11 protein-coding genes are annotated in these 15,815 nt (G+C 59.2%); 4 read left to right on the top strand and 7 right to left on the bottom strand.

The genetic code is table 11. From position 1 onward, the window contains the following. Window positions 1–8 precede the first annotated feature (8 nt). The 6 genes from ACKLNA_RS17820 to ACKLNA_RS17845 form a co-directional block, all read right to left on the bottom strand. On the bottom strand, window positions 9–1,019 hold the full coding sequence (locus ACKLNA_RS17820; RefSeq protein ID WP_119426677.1) for an ABC transporter permease subunit: 1,011 nt from the start codon (window positions 1,017–1,019) through the stop codon (window positions 9–11). Window positions 1,020–1,092: 73 nt separating this feature from the next. Then, on the bottom strand, window positions 1,093–2,688 hold the full coding sequence (locus tag ACKLNA_RS17825) for an ABC transporter substrate-binding protein (RefSeq protein ID WP_134825477.1): 1,596 nt from the start codon (window positions 2,686–2,688) through the stop codon (window positions 1,093–1,095). A 78-nt stretch (window positions 2,689–2,766) separates the two neighbouring features. Continuing rightward, window positions 2,767–4,179 carry an OprD family porin gene (locus ACKLNA_RS17830; protein WP_134825478.1) on the bottom strand — a complete coding sequence of 471 codons (1,413 nt, stop codon included), beginning with the start codon at window positions 4,177–4,179 and terminating at the stop codon, window positions 2,767–2,769. Between the two features lie 178 nt (window positions 4,180–4,357). Beyond that, window positions 4,358–5,956 carry an ABC transporter substrate-binding protein gene (locus ACKLNA_RS17835; protein ID WP_408986620.1) on the bottom strand — a complete coding sequence of 533 codons (1,599 nt, stop codon included), beginning with the start codon at window positions 5,954–5,956 and terminating at the stop codon, window positions 4,358–4,360. 295 nt (window positions 5,957–6,251) lie between these two features. Continuing rightward, a complete protein-coding gene (locus tag ACKLNA_RS17840; protein WP_408986621.1) occupies window positions 6,252–7,874 on the bottom strand; it encodes an ABC transporter substrate-binding protein in 1,623 nt (540 codons plus the stop codon). Window positions 7,875–8,134: 260 nt separating this feature from the next. After that, window positions 8,135–9,736 carry an ABC transporter substrate-binding protein gene (locus tag ACKLNA_RS17845; RefSeq protein WP_408986622.1) on the bottom strand — a complete coding sequence of 534 codons (1,602 nt, stop codon included), beginning with the start codon at window positions 9,734–9,736 and terminating at the stop codon, window positions 8,135–8,137. A 927-nt stretch (window positions 9,737–10,663) separates the two neighbouring features. Between ACKLNA_RS17845 and ACKLNA_RS17850 the strand changes: the two genes are divergently transcribed. Continuing rightward, the gene (locus tag ACKLNA_RS17850) at window positions 10,664–11,023 is read left to right on the top strand and encodes a DUF6124 family protein (protein WP_408986623.1); all 360 of its coding nucleotides are present in this window, start codon (window positions 10,664–10,666) and stop codon (window positions 11,021–11,023) included. 74 nt (window positions 11,024–11,097) lie between these two features. On the opposite strand, the gene ACKLNA_RS17855 is transcribed toward ACKLNA_RS17850, so the two are convergent. Further along, the gene (locus tag ACKLNA_RS17855) at window positions 11,098–11,817 is read right to left on the bottom strand and encodes an SIMPL domain-containing protein (RefSeq protein WP_114881410.1); all 720 of its coding nucleotides are present in this window, start codon (window positions 11,815–11,817) and stop codon (window positions 11,098–11,100) included. 337 nt (window positions 11,818–12,154) lie between these two features. Here ACKLNA_RS17855 and ACKLNA_RS17860 point away from each other — a divergent pair, with 337 nt between their 5' ends. From ACKLNA_RS17860 to ACKLNA_RS17870, 3 genes are all read left to right on the top strand, one after another. Then, window positions 12,155–13,417 (top strand): ATP-binding protein, encoded by a 1,263-nt coding sequence (locus ACKLNA_RS17860; RefSeq protein WP_085711810.1) that lies wholly within the window; start codon window positions 12,155–12,157, stop codon window positions 13,415–13,417. Next, window positions 13,410–13,970 carry a response regulator transcription factor gene (locus tag ACKLNA_RS17865; RefSeq protein WP_003221630.1) on the top strand — a complete coding sequence of 187 codons (561 nt, stop codon included), beginning with the start codon at window positions 13,410–13,412 and terminating at the stop codon, window positions 13,968–13,970. The genes ACKLNA_RS17860 and ACKLNA_RS17865 overlap by 8 nt, the downstream gene beginning before the upstream one ends. 96 nt (window positions 13,971–14,066) lie before the next feature. After that, window positions 14,067–15,794, top strand: coding sequence for an ABC transporter ATP-binding protein/permease (locus ACKLNA_RS17870; protein ID WP_085711809.1), 1,728 nt, complete (start codon window positions 14,067–14,069; stop codon window positions 15,792–15,794). The last annotated feature ends 21 nt before the right edge of the window (window positions 15,795–15,815 follow it).

Raw genomic sequence — 15,815 nt, forward strand, 5'->3', positions numbered from 1 at the left:
TATTGACCTCAGCGCTGATGACGGATGCGTGGGTTGGCAAAGCCGTAGAGGATGTCCACCACGAAGTTGACCAGGATCACCAGGCAGGCGATCAACAGAATGCCGTTCTGCACGACCGGATAGTCCCGGGCGCCGATGGCTTCGATCAGCCATTTGCCGATGCCGGGCCACGAGAAGATGGTCTCGGTCAGTACCGCACCGGCCAGCAGGGTGCCGACTTGCAGGCCGACCACGGTCAGCACCGGGATCAGGGCATTGCGCAGACCGTGCACGAACACCACGCGCGACGGCGACAGGCCTTTGGCCTTGGCGGTACGGATGTAGTCTTCACGCAGCACTTCGAGCATCGACGAACGGGTCATCCGCGCGATCACCGCCAGCGGAATGGTGCCGAGGACGATGGCCGGCAGGATCAGGTGATGCAGGGCATCCAGGAAAGCGCCGGTGTCATTGGCCAGCAGGGTGTCGATCAGCATGAAACCGGTGCGTGGCTCGATGTCATAGAGCAGGTCGATCCGCCCGGAAACCGGGGTCCAGCCCAGGCTCACCGAGAAGAACATGATGAGAATCAGGCCCCACCAGAAGATCGGCATCGAATACCCCGCCAGGGAGATGCCCATCACCCCGTGGTCGAACAGGGATCCTCGCTTGAGGGCCGCGATCACCCCGGCCAGAAGGCCCAGGACGCCGGCGAACAGCAGGGCGGCCATGGACAGTTCCAGGGTCGCAGGGAAGAGGGAGGTGAACTCGGTCCATACGCTCTCACGGGTGCGCAGGGATTCGCCGAGATCGCCATGGGCCAGTTTGCCGATGTAGTCCAGGTACTGGGCATACAGCGGTTTGTTCAGACCGAGGCGTTCCATTGCCTGAGCGTGCATTTCGGGGTCGACCCGACGTTCGCCCATCATCACTTCCACGGGGTCGCCGGGAATCATGCGAATCAACGCGAAAGTCAGCAAGGTGATGCCGAAAAACGTGGGGATCAACAACCCCAGTCGGCGGGCAATAAAACTAAACATCTTGTGTGGTACCTCATCAGCCGGTTAGGCGTGCCCGGCGACCCTGGGGTCAGGGAGGCCGGGAGTTTCTTATCTACTTCACCTGGGTGGTGGCGAAGTTATTGGTTGTCAGAGGGCTGATGTGATAACCCTCTACGTTGTTGCGCATTGCCGTGAACATCCGGGTGTGGGCCATGCTGATCCACGGTTGGTCCTGATTGAAGATGGCCTGGGCTTCTTCATACAGTTTGGCGCGTTCGGCCGGATCTACTTTAGCCCGTGCTTCGTCGAGCAGGGTCTGGAATTTCTCGTTGCACCAGCGAGCGTAGTTTTCGCCGTTCTTGGCGGCCTCGCAACTGAGCATAGGCGTCAGGAAGTTATCCGGGTCGCCGTTGTCGCCCGCCCATCCGGCCGACACCATATCGTGTTCGCCGGCCTTGGCGCGCTTGAGCATTTCGCCCCATTCCATCACGCGGATGTCGATCTTGATCCCGACTTTCGCCAGGTCAGCCTGCATCATTTGCGCGCCGAGCATCGGGTTCGGGTTGGTCGGGCCGCCGCCATTGCGGGTAAACAGAGTAAACACGGTGCCTTCCGGCACGCCGGCTTCCTTGAGCAGTTTGCGCGCTGCGTCGAGGTCGCGTGGCGGGTTTTTCAGCTCGTGGTTGTAGCCCAGCAGGGTCGGCGGGTACGGGTTGACCGCCACGGTCGCGTTGCCCTTGCCGAACAGCGCGTTGACATAGGCTTCCTTGTCGAAGGCGATGTCGATCGCTTTGCGCACCCGCACGTCGCTGATGTATTTGTGCTGGGTGTTCATGGCGATGTACGAGACGGTCATCGCGTCCATTTCATCGACTTTCAGCTTGTCGTCTTTCTTGATGCTCGGAATGTCATCCGGCTTCGGATACAGCGCGATCTGGCACTCGTTGGCCTTGAGTTTCTGCAGGCGCACGTTGTTGTCAGTGGCGATGGCCAGGATCAACGCGTCGGCTGGCGGCTTGCCACGGAAGTAGTCCGGGTTGGCCTTGAAGCGAACCTGGGCGTCCTTGTTATAGCGCTGGAAGACGAACGGGCCAGTGCCGACAGGCTTGTTGTTCAGGTCGCCGGTCTTGCCGGACTTGAGCAACTGGTCGGCGTATTCGGCCGGGTAGATCGAGGAGAACGCCATGGCGATGTCGGCCAGGAACGGCGCTTCGCGGCGGGTCAGGGTGAACTTGACGGTGTTGTCGTCGACTTTCTCGACGCTCTTGAGCAGTTCCTTGAAGCCCATGCTTTCAAAGTACGGGAAGCCCACGCTCGACAGCTTGTGCCACGGGTGATTCGGATCCAGCTGACGCTGGAAGCTCCAGACCACGTCGTCGGCGTTCAGGTCGCGGGTCGGCTTGAAGTATTCGGTGGTGTGAAACTTGACGCCTTTGCGCAGGTGGAACGTGTAGGTCAGGCCGTCGTCGCTGATATCCCAGGACTCGGCGAGCGCCGGGATCACTTCAGTGGTGCCGGGCTTGAAGTCGGCCAGGCGGTTGAAGATGGTTTCGGCCACCGCGTCGGCAGTGACTGCAGTCGTGTACTGGACCATATCGAAGCCTTCCGGACTGGCTTCGGTGCAGACCACCAAGGGTTTGGCCGAGACGCCGATGGCGGCGCTCAACAGGGCGGCAGCGACGGCCGCACGTAGGGGAAGCATTTTCATCGATAACCCTCTGCAATCGGTTGAAGACAAAAAGCCGAACGGCCGACTCGTCACTGAGTCAGCCGCCGGCACGCGTTTTTACAGAATGTTGAACGGTACAGTGGTCACGAGGCGGAACTCGTTGATGCTGCCGTCGGCCTGATTTTCGCTGGCGCGGTGAGCAGTGTAGGTGGCACGCACGGTGGTCGCCTTGAGCGGGCCGCTCTGTACCGCGTAGGTGGCACCGATGCCGTATTCGTAGTGGTGCTCGCCGTCCATGTTGCGTACGTCATACGCAGTGCCGGTGTAGTGAGTACCGTCGATGCCCCAGCCGCGGGCCTGGTAGATGTTGAACTTCAGGCCTGGCACGCCGTATTCGGCCATGTTCAGACCGTAGGCGACCTGGAAGGATTTCTCGTTCGGGCCGTTGAAGTCGGACAGCAGGGAGTTGGCCAGGTAGATGCCGTTGGTTTCGTGCAGGTAGTCGAAGTACTCGTCACCGTTGATCGCCTGGTACGAGAAGGTCAGGCTGTGGGCCTGGTGAGTCAGGCCGAACGACAGCGAGTAGGTGTCGTTGTCGATGTTGCCCATCTCTTTCTTGCCGGTATCGACGGTCTTGTAGTAGTTCAGGCCGGTGGTCAGGCTCACGACGTTGCTGTCACCCAGTTCGTGGGTGGCGCCGAAGTAGTACTGGTTCCAGAAGTCTTCAGCCTTGGAGGCGTACAGGCTGGTCTTCAGGCTCTGCAGCGGCTGGTAGTTCAGACCGACGATGCTCACGCGATCGGTTTCGGCGCCGTTGGCGCTGTACTCGGTGCGGAATTTCGACAGGCTCTCTTCGGTACGCGGCGATACGCGGTCGAAGCTGCCGGCGTCGAACGACAGGTTGTTCAGCTCTTCGCTGTGCAGGCTCACACCTTCAAAGCTCGAAGGCAGCGCACGGTTGCCGATGGTGTCGACGATTGGCGTGCTGAAGTTCTGGCGACCGGCGGTCAGGGTGGTGTTGGAAACACGGAACTTGACGTTGGCCAGGCCCAGTTTGCTCCACTGGCCTTCAGCGTCACCGCCTTCCTTGGTCAGGGTACGGTTGTTGCCCGCGCCTGGACGCGAACCCGGTGCACCACCGTTGTTGGAGGCCAGGGCCTTGCGATCACGCTCCAGCGCCACGGCGTTGTAGGCGGCTACTTCAGTGCTGACACCCACGGTGCCCTGAGTGAAGCCGGAGGTGAAGTTGACGATGGTGCCTTGTACCCAGTTGATACGACGATCGGTCGGGGTGGCAACGCCGTCTTTGCGGTAAGTGAACTTGCCGCCGCGCTTCAGTTGTTCGTTGGCGTACCAGTTACGGGTCGTGCCGCTGATCTTGGAGCCTTCGAGGAAGCCGGTGGCGTCAGCCTGGGCGCTTTTCTCGTTGACGGTCACGGGGGTGAACGCCTGGCTCTGCTCCTCGGCAAACGCCGTGGCGGTGATGCTGCTGATGGCCAAGGCCAGTATCGCGGTGCTGCTCAGTTTCATGGGTGAAGCTCCTTTACTTTCTTTTTATGCCGGCTTTTTTTGTTGGGCCGGTTTTTGGTTTTAGAACTCATTCACACATCGCAAACGTTTGCAAAAGGCCTGATCGGCAAATTTCGGCAAAGCGCTTGCGTGAGGAGGTAGACAGCCTCCTCAGCATTGCGGCTAATCGGTTATGGGTTTAATCGATGTTGACACCCGAAAACACGTTGCGGCCGAAGGGGCTGACTTTGAACCCTTCAACCCTGGCGCTCAGCGGCTGGTTGACCGTCGAGTGGGCGACAGGCGTGATCGGCACTTGCTGCTTGAGCAACTGCTGGGCCTGTTTGTAGAGCACGGTGCGCTGGTCGCGGTCGGTGACGACCTTGGCCTCTTTGATCAGCTTGTCGTAAGCCGGGTCGCACCACATGGAATAGTTGTTGCCGCCAATGGCGTCGCAGCTGTATAGCGTGCCGAGCCAGTTGTCCGGGTCCCCGTTGTCACCGGTCCAGCCGATCAGGCTGACATCGTGTTCGCCATTCTTGGTGCGCTTGATGTACTCGCCCCATTCGTAGCTGACGATCTTCACTTTCAGACCGATCTTCGCCCAATCAGCCTGGAGCATTTCGGCCATCAGCTTGGCGTTCGGGTTGTACGGGCGCTGCACCGGCATGGCCCACAGGGTGATCTCGGTGCCTTCCTTGACGCCGGCAGCCTTGAGCAGTTCCTTGGCTTTTTCCGGGTTGTAGGCGGCGTCCTTGATCGTGGTGTCATAGGACCATTGGGTCGGCGGCATGGCGTTGACCGCCAGTTGTCCGGCACCCTGGTAAACAGCGTTGAGAATCCCCTGTTTATTCACCGCCATGTCCAGCGCCTGACGCACTTCGAGCTGGTCGAACGGTTTGTGGCGCACGTTGTAGGCGATGTAGCCGAGGTTGAAGCCCGGCTTTTCGATCAGTTGCAGTTTCGCGTCGTTCTTCAGTGCTGGCACATCCGCCGGGCGCGGATGCAGGGTGACCTGGCATTCGCCGGCCTTGAGCTTCTGCACGCGGACCGAAGCGTCGGTATTGATCGCGAAGATCAGGTTCTTCAGCTTCACCCGGCTCTGATCCCAGTAATGCGGGTTGCCGGTGTAGCGGATGTTCGAGTCTTTCTGATAGCTCTTGAACACGAACGGGCCAGTGCCGATCGGCTTCTGGTTGATGTCGCTCGGCTTGCCTTCGGCCAACAGCTTGTCGGCGTATTCGGCGGACAGAATGGCGGCGAAGCTCATGGCGATGTTCTGGATGAACGCGGCGTCGACGCTGTTGAGCGTGAACTCCACGGTCAGCGGCCCAGTCTTTTCGACCTTGGCGATGTTCTTGTTGAGGCTCATCCCGTTGAAATACGGGAACTCGGTCGGATAAGCCTTACGGAAAGGCTGTTGCGGATCGAGCATGCGGTTAAACGTGAACAGCACGTCGTCGGCGTTGAAATCGCGGGTGGGTTTGAAGTACGGCGTTTTATGAAATTTCACCCCTTCACGCAGGTGAAAAGTGTACTTGAGGCCATCCTCGGAAATATCCCAGCTGGTTGCCAGGCCCGGTACGACATTGGTCGCGCCTTTTTCGAACTCGGCCAGACGGTTGTACAGCGGTTCGGCGGCGTCGTTATCGGTCGCGGTCGTGTACTGCGCGGTATCGAAGCCGGCCGGGCTGCCTTCGGAGCAGAACACCAGACTGTCGCTGGCGGCAAAACTCGCGGACGTGGCGGCCAACAGGCCGGCGCCCAGCAATGCGGAAAAAACCAAGGTGTGGCGCATGACGCTCCCTCTTGTCTCAGTGTTTTTCAATGCGCCGCGATCCCTTCCAGGGAAGTTGTGGCTGCATTGAGCTCAATCCAACAGCAAACCGATAGCCCACGCAGTCACTGGTCAGAACCTGACGGTAGGGGCCGCAGGTCTGGCAGTAAATGCGCAGAGTCCTAAAGACTCGTAGGAAAAGGCGACACGTCCGAAACCAGCCTGGTCAGACCAGGTTGAAATGGATGTAGGCAAATTCCTAACTATTCGGCAGAAAAACGCAGCGGCGACGCTGAAAACGTCGCCGCTGCGTTTTTTACTTGATGCTGACGCCGTAGAAGGAGTTCAAGCCGAATGGGCTGATCTTGAAGTCCTGCACGTTGGCGCGCATGGGTTGATACACCGTCGAGTGAGCGATAGGTGTCATAGGGACTGCATCTTTGAGGACGTGCTGCGCCTCTTTGTAGAGTTCGGTGCGCTTGGCCTGGTCAGTGGTGCGCTTGGCTTCTTTCACGAGGCCGTCGAATTTCTTGTCGCACCATTTGGAGAAGTTGTTGCCACTCAGCGAGTCGCAACCAAACAGCACGTTGAGCCAGTTGTCCGGGTCACCATTGTCACCGCTCCAGCCAATGATCATGGCCTGGTTCTCGCCACCTTTGGAACGCTTGATGTACTCGCCCCACTCGTAGCTGGTGATCTTCACGTTCAGACCGATCTTCTTCCAGTCGGACTGGAGCATTTCGGCCATCAGTTTGGCGTTCGGGTTGTACGGACGTTGTACCGGCATCGCCCACAGGACGATTTCGGTACCGTCCTTGACGCCGGCTTCCTTGAGCAGCTGCTTGGCTTTCTCGGGATCGTATTTGGCGTCCTTGATGGTGGTGTCGTAGGACCACTGGGTCGGCGGCATGGCGTTGACGGCCAGTTGGCCTGCGCCCTGGTAAACCGAGTCGATGATCTGTGGCTTGTTCACAGCCATGTCCAGCGCCTGGCGAACGCGCAGGTCGGCCAGCGGGTTCGGCTCGTTGCTGCCCTTGACCTTGTCCATCACGTTATAGGCGATGTAGCCCAGGTTGAAACCGGCCTGGTCAGGCATCTTCAGCGCCGGGTCGGCTTTCAGTGCGGCGAGGTCGGCCGGACGCGGGAACAGCGTGACCTGGCACTCGTTCTTCTTCAGCTTCTGGATACGTACCGACGGGTCGGTAGTAATGGCGAAGATCAGGTTGTCGATCTTCACGTCTTCAGGCTTCCAGTAATCCTTGTTGCCGGTGTAACGGATGTTGGAGTCTTTCTGGTAGCTCTTGAACACGAACGGACCAGTGCCGATCGGCTTCTGGTTGATGTCGGCAGCCTTGCCTTGTTTCAGCAGCTGGGCTGCGTACTCGGCGGACTGAACCGACGCGAAGCTCATGGCCATGTTCTGGATGAACGCGGCGTCGACTTCTTTCAGGGTGAACTTGACGGTGTGATCGTCGACTTTATCGATCTTGGTGATGTTGGTGTCCATCCCCATGTCGGTGAAGTACGGGAATTCGGTCGGGTACGCCTTACGGAACGGGTCATCCTTGTTGATCATGCGATTGAAGGTGAACAGCACGTCGTCGGCGTTGAACTCACGAGTCGGCTTGAAATACGGGGTGGTGTGGAACTTCACGCCTTCACGCAGGTGGAAGGTGTAGGTCAGGCCGTCAGGGGAGATGTCCCAGCTGGTCGCCAGCCCAGGAACAACGGCGGTGCCGCCACGCTCGAACTGGGTCAGACGGTTGAACATGGTTTCGGCTGAGGCGTCGAAGTCGGTTCCGGTGGTGTATTGGCCTGGGTCGAAACCGGCCGGGCTGCCTTCGGAGCAGAACACCAGGTTAGTCGCAGCGGAAGCGAAAGGTGCGGAGGCTAACAAGCCTGCGCCGACTAAAAACGGAATGACCGCGTGTTTAAGCATGTTGGCCTCATGATTTGTTGTCATTTTTTAATATTGAGGTACGACCTCGTGAGTCGTGCCTGCGGATACTTATGCAGGGCCCATACCCAATGCAAGATCCAGAGCGCCCGGCGGCATCAAACGGTGGCACGAACGTACCTTAATGTCGCATCTGTATAACTTCTGACGCATTTGACCGTTTGCGGTCGGTTTTTACGGTGCAAATGAAGCCCCAAAACGGTGCATTGGTCACGATTTGCGCGCCGCCTTGGGGCCGGGTGTTACTTATTTATACCCACGCCATAGAACGGGGTTAGACCGAACGGGCTGATCTTGAAGTCGGTGACTTCCTTGCGCAGTGGCTGGAACACCGTGGAGTTGGCGATCGGCGTGATCGGCACCTGCTGTTTAAGGATCAGTTGCGCCTGTTGATACAGTTTTACCCGTTGCGATTTATCCGTGGACACCTTGGCCTGCTGCACCAGTTTGTCGTAGGCCGGATCGCACCACTTGGCGTAGTTGCTGCCTTTCACCGCCGCGCAGCTGTAAAGCACGCCCAGCCAGTTGTCCGGGTCGCCGTTGTCACCGGTCCAGCCGTAGATCATCGCGTCGTGTTCGCCATTCTTGGCGCGCTTGATGTACTCGCCCCATTCATAGCTGACGATGTTGGCCTTGATGCCGATCTTCTCCCAATCCTGCTGGATCATCTGTGCCGACATCCGCGCATTCGGGTTGGATGCACGCTGCACGGTCATCGCCCAGAGGTTGATGGTTGTACCCGGTGCAACCCCGGCTTCCTTGAGTAGCGCCTTGGCTTTTACGGGATCGTACGGTGCGTCCTTGATATTCGGGTCATATGACCATTGCGCGGGTGGCAGAGCGTTCTGCGCCAACTGCCCCGCACTCTGATAAACCGCCTTGATGATCGCCGGTTTGTCGATGGCCATGTCCAGTGCCTGGCGCACCTTTAATTGGTCCAGCGGCGGGTGAGTCGTGTTGTAGGCAAGGAAACCGAGGTTGAAACCGGCCTGCTTCAACACGCGCAGATTCGGGTCTTTTTCCATCACTTCGATGTCGGCCGGGCGGGGGTAGCCGCTGACCTGGCATTCGCCGGTCTTGAGCTTCTGCAGGCGGACGGCGGCGTCCGGGGTGATCGAGAACACAAGGTTGTCGATTTTCACATCTTCTGGTTTCCAGTAGTCCTTGTTCGCCGCGTATCGGATCTGCGAATCCTTCTGGTAGCGCTTGAACACGAACGGGCCGGTGCCGACCGGTTTCTGGTTGATGTCTGCTGCCTTGCCTTCCTTCAGCAACTGCGCGGCATATTCGGCCGATTGCACCGAGGCGAAGCTCATGGCGAGGTTTTGCACGAACGCGGCGTCGACGTTGTTCAGGTTGAAGCGCACGGTCAGATCATCGAGTTTTTCCACGGACTTGATCGTGGTGTTCAGGTCCATGTCGGTGAAGTAGGGGGACTCGGCGGGGTAGGCCTTGCGGAAGGCGTTGTCCGGGTCGAGCAGGCGCTGGAAGGTGAACAGCACGTCGTCGGCGTTGAAGGCGCGGGTCGGGGTGAAGTAATCCGTGGTGTGGAATTTTACGTTCTGGCGCAGGTGGAAGGTGTACTGGAGGCCGTCCGGGGTTACGTCCCAGCTTGTGGCCAGACCGGGTTCGACTTCGGTGCCGCCGCGTTTGAATTGGGTGAGGCGGTTGAAGACGGTTTCGGCGGAGGCGTCGAAGTCGGTGCCGCTGGTGTATTGGCTGGGGTCGAAGCCTGCGGGGCTGGCTTCGGAGCAGTAGACCAGGGTTGTTGCTGCGTTGGCGATTGGGGTTATGGCGGTCAGGGCCAGGGTGATCAGGAGTGGTTTTAGGGTGGATCTTTGCATGTCTGGCCCGTGGGTCTGGAGGTAGTTGTTCCTTGAGGTTAGCGGGGATTTGAGGGGGTTCGGAAATATCGTTTTTTGAGGGGGTGCGTCTATCTCGGTATATCCAGCGGTTTTTGGGCATATCCGTTTTTTCGGGTGCTGCGGCTTATGGTTCCGCCCTTACGGCGGGTCACTTTTGGCAAACGCCCCCAAAGTAACCAAAAGGTCTTGCTCCTACGTTCGGCCCGCTCGCTGAGGCTCGGGGTTCCTTCGCTCCGGGATTCATCCGGGGGGCATCGCCTACGGTTTGCTTCGCTGCACCTCCTCTCGATGTGTTTGGCTTCGCCAAACGGTCGCTGCGCTCCCACCCCCGGATAAATCCCTCCACTCAGCCTTCCGACGTCGCCCGTGGATCAAGATCAAAAGCTGCAGCCGAGCTAACGCTCATCCTGTTGAGTGGTGGTGGGGCAACAGCTTAGAGCGGTTTGTGTGCTTTTCAGATTTTGAATTCACCTTCGATATCTCACGTCGGCGTATTTCATTTAAACGACGCGGTCAGTCCCCTCTCCCTACGGGCGGTCCGACGTTTCGGGAGGGCTAGGGTGAGGGTCGCTTTTGAAGCTGTTTAAATCTCAACAACAACACAGGATCCTTCCCACAAGGTTTTCAGGTTGTCCGTCGGAAGCGCGCTCCCTAGTCTTTGGTTGTCGCAGAAAACTCTGTGATTGGGTGTGAGAACCCAGGCAAGCGAGTGTTATTCAAACGTCAGTCCGACCATAATTGCCGCCAGCTTTCTGCTGCCTGTAATTGATTTATGGCGGCTGTGTGCGGGCAGACTTTGGTCTGGCCGGAATCTCCTTGCCCGGTTTCTCACCCCGCACATAGCTGCCACCTCTTCGCCGCGTGAGAACGGCATCTGGTGGCTTAAAGTCAGCAAGGAGGTTATCAATGAACAAGGTTGTCCCCGACCCACCCCTCGAATCACCTAGCCCCCTCGAAGAAGCCATGCGCGCCGAAGACCTCGCCCGCAACCGCGAAGCCATCAAACGCGCCCTCGACTATTACCTGTGCCCCAACCCTTCCAAACCGCGCCCGAGCACGATGTATATGGTCACGCCCAGCGTCGATACCGAAAGCCTGTTGGCCAACGCCTGCGAGTCCCTGGCGTCGGCCAGTACCATCGCCAGTAATTTCGCCAATGAACTCAGCGGTTCGCAGCGCAGTACGGCGCTCGGCATCCAGCAGATCATCATGCTGGCCGAGCTTGCGGTGAACCGGGCGCTGGATCGGGTTGATCCGCGAGCCTGACAACACAAATCCCGGGCACAAAAAAACCGGCGATCATTCACTGATCGCCGGTTTTTCATTCAGCCGTCATTCAATCACTGCATCAACACTTCAATCGAGCCGTCGGCGGTCAGGCTGACCTGGCTGGTGCCCGCTTCGACTTCAGGCGTGACCGGCGCAGCGTCCATGCCGGCGGCGGCTTTCATCATCATCGGGGCGCGCATGTACGGTTGTGGGTAGCCGTTGCTGTTGAGGTTCAGGTTGACGATTTTGTAACCCTTGCCGCCCAGGGCGTCGGTGGCCAGTTGGGCGCGGGCCTTGAAGGCGGTGACGGCTTCTTTCAGCAGTTTGTCTTCGCTGGCCTTGCGGGTCGGGTCGGCGATGGCGAAGTCCATGCCGCCCATTTTCAGGTCGGTCAGCAGTTCGCCGGTGAGTTTGGACAGGGCGGCGAAGTCGGTGCTTTCCAGGCGCAGTTCGGCGCGTTCGCGCCAGCCGGTGATTTTCTGGCCCTTGGTGTCGTAGATCGGGTAGCTGTTGCGGCTGCCTTGGCGCAGGGTGATGTCCTTGACTTGCTTGGCCTGGGCGAGGGCCTTGTTCATGGTGGTGCTGACGTCGGCGGCGAGTTTTGCAGGATCAGTGTTCTGTTCTTCGGTGTAGAGGGTCACGATCATCAGGTCGCGGGCCACTTCCTGGCTGACTTCGGCGCGCAGGGAAATCTGGTTGTAGTGCAGCTCATCGGCGGCCAGGGCCGGAAGGCTGGCGACGCTGCCGACGGTCAGGGCGAGAAGGGCGGCGCTGCGGCGAAATGTGTGCATGAAAGCTCCTTGATGAGGGCGCAGGTGATGGTTCGGGGGCCTGCGTGAAACCATCAGACTCTAGCTTTTATGATCCGGTTCGCCCAGTTACAACTTCTATACAGATGACAACAAGCCCAGCGACGAGCTTCAAGCCACAAGCCACAAGCCACAAGCAACAAGCAATAAGCAATAAGCAACAAGCAACGAGCAACGAGCAACGAGCTTTTGCTTGTAGCTTGAAGCTCGCAACTTGCAACTGCTTGTTGGTGTGGTCGTTTGCCGCACTTTCGCCTCTCAAGCCCGCGCCTTGGTTATACTCCGTGCGATCCGCCTGGAGCGCTCATCAGGAGAGCTCATGCTCGCCCCCGTACAACTGACTTCCGCCACTCGCCAGAACCTCTGGCGGCTGACTTTCATCCGCACCCTGGTGCTCGCCGCGCAGGCCGGTTCCGTGGGCCTGGCCTACTGGCTGGAACTGTTGCCGTTGCCGTGGGTGCAACTGGTGATGACCCTCGGCTGTTCGATTCTGTTGTGTGTGTTCACCGCCGTGCGCCTGCGCACTTCGTGGCCGGTCACCGAGCTCGAATACGCGCTGCAACTGGCCTGCGACCTGGTTATCCACAGTGCCTTGCTGTATTTCTCCGGTGGGTCGACCAACCCGTTCGTTTCGTATTATCTGGTGCCGCTGACCATCGCCGCAGTGACGCTGCCGTGGCGTTATTCGGTGGTGTTGTCCGGTATTGCGCTGGCCTTGTACACCCTGATGCTGACGCATTTCTATCCGCTGGAAACCCTGCCGGTGGCCCGGGAGAACCTGCAGATCTACGGCATGTGGCTGAGCTTCGCCCTTGCGGCTGCGGTGATCACTTTCTTCGCCGCGCGCATGGCCGAAGAGCTGCGCCGTCAGGAAGAGTTGCGCGCGATCCGCCGCGAAGAAGGCCTGCGCGATCAGCAATTGCTGGCCGTGGCGACTCAGGCCGCCGGTGCCGCTCATGAACTGGGCACACCGCTGGCGACCATGAGCGTGTTGCTCAATGAAATGCAGCAGGATCACCACGACCCGATGCTTCAGGAAGACCTGAAGGTGTTGAAGGATCAGGTGAAGCTCTGCAAGGAGACCCTGCAGCAACTGGTGCGCGCCGCCGAGGCCAATCGCCGGATGGCAGTGGAGATGCAGGACGTCACCGAGTGGCTCGACGAGGCGCTGAACCGCTGGCACCTGATGCGCCCCGAAGCCAGTTACCGCTTCCAGCGTCTGGGCCAGGGTACGTTGCCGCGCGTGGCACCGCCGCCGGATCTGACCCAGGCACTGCTGAATCTTTTAAACAACGCCGCCGACGCCTGCCCGGAAAACCTTCAGGTGACCCTGGACTGGACGGCCGAAGACCTGACCATCAGCATCCGCGATCATGGCGCCGGTGTGCCGCTGGCCATCGCCGAGCAGATCGGCAAACCGTTTTTTACCACCAAGGGCAAAGGTTTCGGCCTGGGCCTGTTTTTGAGCAAGGCCAGCGTGACACGCGCCGGCGGCTCAGTGAAACTCTATAGTCATGAGGAAGGCGGCACGCTCACCGAGCTGCGCCTGCCCCACGGCGCCCGAGGAGAGCAACATGAGTGACGAAATCCAAGTCGAAGGCGAAGAACTGCCGCATTTGCTGCTGGTCGATGACGACGCGACTTTTACCCGGGTGATGGCTCGTGCCATGGCTCGCCGTGGTTTTCGCGTCAGCACCGCCGGTTCCGCCGAAGAAGGCCTGACCATCGCCCAGGCCGATCTGCCGGACTATGCGGCGCTGGACCTGAAAATGGACGGCGATTCCGGTCTGGTCTTGCTGCCCAAGCTGCTGGAGCTGGACCCGGAAATGCGCGTGGTGATCCTCACCGGTTACTCGAGCATCGCCACGGCGGTCGAAGCGATCAAGCGCGGCGCCTGCAATTACCTGTGCAAACCGGCGGACGCCGACGACGTGCTGGCGGCGCTGCTGTCCGAACACGCCGACCTCGACAGCCTGGTGCCGGAAAACCCGATGTCGGTGGATCGCCTGCAGTGGGAACACATCCAGCGCGTGCTGACCGAGCACGAAGGCAACATCTCCGCCACTGCCCGCGCCCTGGGCATGCACCGCCGTACCTTGCAGCGCAAGCTGCAGAAGCGCCCGGTTCGTCGCTGAACCTGCGCTGAACGGCCATCGCCAGTCCTCGCGATAAAGCGCACCGATCAACTATGATCGGTGCGTGTCTGTTCTTTTCTTTATCGAGCCTTTTCCATGAATCAGAACGCTGAATATTCCGCGGTCAACGATGCTGTGCGCGGGCAGTTTTTTCGCAAGGTGTGGGCCATGACCACGCCTTACTGGCGCAGCGAAGAGAAGGGCAAGGCCTGGACGTTGCTGATTGCCGTGATTGCACTCTCGCTGCTCAGCGTGGGCATCTCGGTGTGGTTCAACACTTGGTACAAGGATTTCTACAATGCGCTGCAAAAGAAAGATGAAGCGGCGTTCTGGCATCTGATCCTGTACTTCTGCGCGATTGCTGCGGTCGCGATTGTCGGTGCGGTGTATCGGCTCTACCTGACTCAGATGCTGACGATCCGCTGGCGGGCCTGGCTTACTGAAAAGCATTTTTCCCGTTGGCTCGCCGACAAGAATTACTACCAGCTGGAGCAGGGTGGTTACACCGATAACCCGGACCAGCGGATTTCCGAAGACCTCAACAATTTCACCTCCAATACCCTTGAGCTGGGTATCGGGCTACTGCGCAATATCGTGAGCCTGGTGTCGTTTTCGATTATTTTGTGGGGCGTGTCGGGCAGCATCGAAGTCTATGGCATCACCATTCCCGGCTACATGTTCTGGTGCGTTCTGGTTTATGCAGTGGTCGGTAGCTGGTTGACGCATTTAATCGGTCGACGACTGATCGGTCTGAATAACCAACAACAACGCTTCGAAGCCGACCTGCGTTTTTCCATGGTGCGGATTCGGGAAAATGCCGAAAGCATTGCTCTGTACAACGGCGAACCGAATGAGAATCGTCGCTTGAGCGGCCGCTTCGGCAATGTCTGGCACAACTTCTGGGACATCATGAAAGTCTCCAAGCGCCTGACGTTTTTCACGGCCGGTTACAGTCAGGCCGCGATCATTTTCCCATTCATCGTCGCCTCGCCGCGTTACCTCGCCGGCAAGATCGAGCTCGGTGAACTCATGCAGATCAGCTCGGCATTCGGCAACGTTCAGGAGAGTTTCAGCTGGTTCATCAGTGCTTACCAGAACCTCGCTTCCTGGCGCGCCACGTGTGATCGTCTGCTGAGCTTCCATCAGGCCATGACCAGCAACGAAGAGCGTGCACCGGCCATCGACGTGCAGAATCAGGGCAGCGAATTGAAAGTGCACAACCTCGGGCTCGATCTGGCCGATGGTCGTCATCTGCTGACCAGTGCCACGATGACCGTAGAACCGGGCGACCGGGTGATGCTCAGTGGCCGCTCCGGCAGCGGCAAGTCCACGCTGTTCCGGGCAATGGGGCATCTGTGGCCGTCGGGTCACGGCAGTATCCGCTTGCCGTCCGCCCGTTATCTGTTCCTGCCACAGAAACCGTATCTGCCGATCGGCACCCTGCGCGATGCCTTGAGTTATCCACAACCGGGCGACACCTACGCGCCAGAGCGTTATGCACAAGTGCTGGAAACCTGCCGTCTGCCGCATCTGGTGGCGCGACTGGACGAAGCCAACCACTGGCAGCGCATGCTCTCGCCGGGCGAGCAGCAACGACTGGCCTTCGCCCGAGCCCTGCTCTATGCACCGCACTGGCTGTACATGGACGAAGCGACGTCGGCGATGGACGAAGAAGACGAGGCCACGCTGTATCAGGCGCTGATCGATCAGTTGCCGGGCCTGAGCATCGTCAGCGTTGGCCATCGCAGCAGTCTCAAGCGCTTCCATCCACGGCATGTACGGATCGACAGCGGGCATCTGGTCGAGCAGACCGTCACCGCCTGATGTGTACCGAATCTGTGGGAG

The organism is Pseudomonas sp. UV AK001, from assembly GCF_046097675.1.
Lineage (GTDB): Bacteria > Pseudomonadota > Gammaproteobacteria > Pseudomonadales > Pseudomonadaceae > Aquipseudomonas > Aquipseudomonas kribbensis.

What these genes read in the sequence shown, in the direction of transcription:
- ACKLNA_RS17820 (WP_119426677.1), bottom strand. Translation starts at nt 1,019, where the DNA reads ATGTTTAGTTTTATTGCCCGCCGACTGGGGTTGTTGATCCCCACGTTT.
- ACKLNA_RS17825 (WP_134825477.1), bottom strand. Translation starts at nt 2,688, where the DNA reads ATGAAAATGCTTCCCCTACGTGCGGCCGTCGCTGCCGCCCTGTTGAGC.
- ACKLNA_RS17830 (WP_134825478.1), bottom strand. Translation starts at nt 4,179, where the DNA reads ATGAAACTGAGCAGCACCGCGATACTGGCCTTGGCCATCAGCAGCATC.
- ACKLNA_RS17835 (WP_408986620.1), bottom strand. Translation starts at nt 5,956, where the DNA reads ATGCGCCACACCTTGGTTTTTTCCGCATTGCTGGGCGCCGGCCTGTTG.
- ACKLNA_RS17840 (WP_408986621.1), bottom strand. Translation starts at nt 7,874, where the DNA reads ATGCTTAAACACGCGGTCATTCCGTTTTTAGTCGGCGCAGGCTTGTTA.
- ACKLNA_RS17845 (WP_408986622.1), bottom strand. Translation starts at nt 9,736, where the DNA reads ATGCAAAGATCCACCCTAAAACCACTCCTGATCACCCTGGCCCTGACC.
- ACKLNA_RS17850 (WP_408986623.1), top strand. Translation starts at nt 10,664, where the DNA reads ATGAACAAGGTTGTCCCCGACCCACCCCTCGAATCACCTAGCCCCCTC.
- ACKLNA_RS17855 (WP_114881410.1), bottom strand. Translation starts at nt 11,817, where the DNA reads ATGCACACATTTCGCCGCAGCGCCGCCCTTCTCGCCCTGACCGTCGGC.
- ACKLNA_RS17860 (WP_085711810.1), top strand. Translation starts at nt 12,155, where the DNA reads ATGCTCGCCCCCGTACAACTGACTTCCGCCACTCGCCAGAACCTCTGG.
- ACKLNA_RS17865 (WP_003221630.1), top strand. Translation starts at nt 13,410, where the DNA reads ATGAGTGACGAAATCCAAGTCGAAGGCGAAGAACTGCCGCATTTGCTG.
- ACKLNA_RS17870 (WP_085711809.1), top strand. Translation starts at nt 14,067, where the DNA reads ATGAATCAGAACGCTGAATATTCCGCGGTCAACGATGCTGTGCGCGGG.